The sequence below is a fragment of the Streptomyces sp. NPDC002265 genome (assembly GCF_040296125.1).
Classification (GTDB): domain Bacteria; phylum Actinomycetota; class Actinomycetes; order Streptomycetales; family Streptomycetaceae; genus Streptomyces.
On sequence record NZ_JBEOWS010000670.1, the window covers coordinates 1 to 1,779 of the forward strand.

The following is a 1,779-nucleotide window of genomic DNA, read 5'->3' on the forward strand; positions in this document are numbered from 1 at the left end:
GGGGGTGTGGGGGGGGGGGGGGGGGGCGGGCCCCCCGCCCCGGCTCGGGTCGGGTACTACGGGTGTACGCCGGTTACGGCAGGGCGTGCACGTGCGGTCCGACCGCGTTCGACCAGGCGTTGCCCGAGGACGCGTCCCAGTTCGTCGACCAGGTCATCGCGCCGCGCAGGGCAGGGTAGGTCTTGGAGGGCTTGAAGGAACCGCAGTTGGTGAGCTTGGCCAGGCAGTCGAGGGCGTTGTTCACGATCGTCGGGGAGACGTAGCCGCTGCCCGCGCCGCTGGTGGAGGCGGGGAGGCCGAGGCCGACCTGGGACGCGTCGAGGCCGCCCTGGAGCTGGATGCAGGCGAGGGCGGTCAGGAAGTCCACCGAGCCCTGGCTGTAGACCTTGCCGTCGCAGCCCAGCATCGAACCGCTGTTGTAGTACTGCATGTTGACGACGGTCAGGATGTCCTTGATGTTCAGGGCCGTCTGGAAGTACGAGTTCGACGTCGACTGCATGTCGATGGTCTGCGGTGCCATCGTGATGACCAGCGACGCGCCCGCCTTCGCCGACAGCGACCGCAGCGCCTGGGTCATGTAGGTCGCGTTGAGGCCGTTCTCCAGGTCGATGTCGACGCCGTCGAAGCCGTACGTCTGCATCAGCGAGTACACCGAGTTGGCGAAGTTGGCCGCGGAGGCCGAGTCGCTCACCGAGATCGTGCCGTTCTGGCCGCCGATCGAGACGATGACCTTCTTGCCGGCCGCCTGCTTCGCCTTGATGTCCGCCTTGAACTGGTCGACGGTGTAGCCGCCGAGGCCCGCCGAGTCCAGGTTGAACGTCACCGCGCCGGGCGTCGTCGTCGCGTCGGCGAACGCCACCGCGATGATGTCGTACTGGTCCGGCACGCCGGAGATCTTCTGGACCGTGGCGCCGTTGTTGAAGTTCTGCCAGTAGCCGGTCACGGCGTGCTTGGGCACCGTGCCGCCACCTCCGCCACCGCCGGTCGCGGCCGTGGTGCCCGTGACGGCCGTCGACTTCGCCGACTCGCCCGCCGCGTTGGTCGCGGTGACCTGGAAGGAGTACGAGGTGGACGCGGTGAGCCCGGCCACCGTCGCCGAGGTGCCGGTCACCGCGGTGACCTTGGTGCCGTCGCGGTAGACGTTGTAGCCGGTCGCGCCGGAGACCGTGTTCCAGGCCAGCGAGACGGACGACGAGGTCGTACCGGACACCGCGAGGCCGCCCGGTGCGGCGGGGACCGTGGGGGCCGGGTCGCCGCCTCCGCCGCCGTCGGGGCCGTAGACCGAGAAGTCGTCGGCGTAATAGGCGGGCTGGCCGTACCAGCCGTGCGTCCAGACCGTCACCGAGGTGGTCGAGGCGCCGGTGGTGAAGGTCGTCGACAGCTGCGTCCAGGACGTGTTCGGGGTCCAGGTCGACACGTCCGTGGTGCCGGTGCCCGTCACGCCGAGGTAGGTGTAGGAGCCCTGCACCCACGCGCTGAGCGTGTAGGTCGAGTTGGCCTTGACCGCCACCGTCTGGCTGCACTGGGCGTAGTCCTGCCCGGCCGGGGTCGCCTTCAGCGCGGCCGCGCCGCCGTGCACCGGCGAGGAGACGGTCGTACCGCTGCCCGCGGAACAGGTCCAGTTCGTCAGGCCCGACTCGAAGCCGGCGTTCTTGGCGTTGTTGACGTCCGCGGCGGACGCCAGGCCCGCGCCGGCGAAGGTCAGGGACAGGGCCGTCGCGGCGATGGCCGCCCAGAAGCCGGTGCGTCCGGAGCGGACGCGTGCGGCGCGGGTGTGTC

Annotated in this window: 1 protein-coding gene; it reads right to left on the minus strand. The window is 70.4% G+C overall.

Features of this window, described 5'->3' with window-relative positions; all coding sequences use genetic code 11:
* Window positions 1-73: 73 nt before the first annotated feature.
* On the minus strand, window positions 74-1,726 hold the full coding sequence (locus ABT085_RS46140) for a chitinase (protein ID WP_351623181.1): 1,653 nt from the start codon (window positions 1,724-1,726) through the stop codon (window positions 74-76).
* Window positions 1,727-1,779 lie beyond the last annotated feature (53 nt).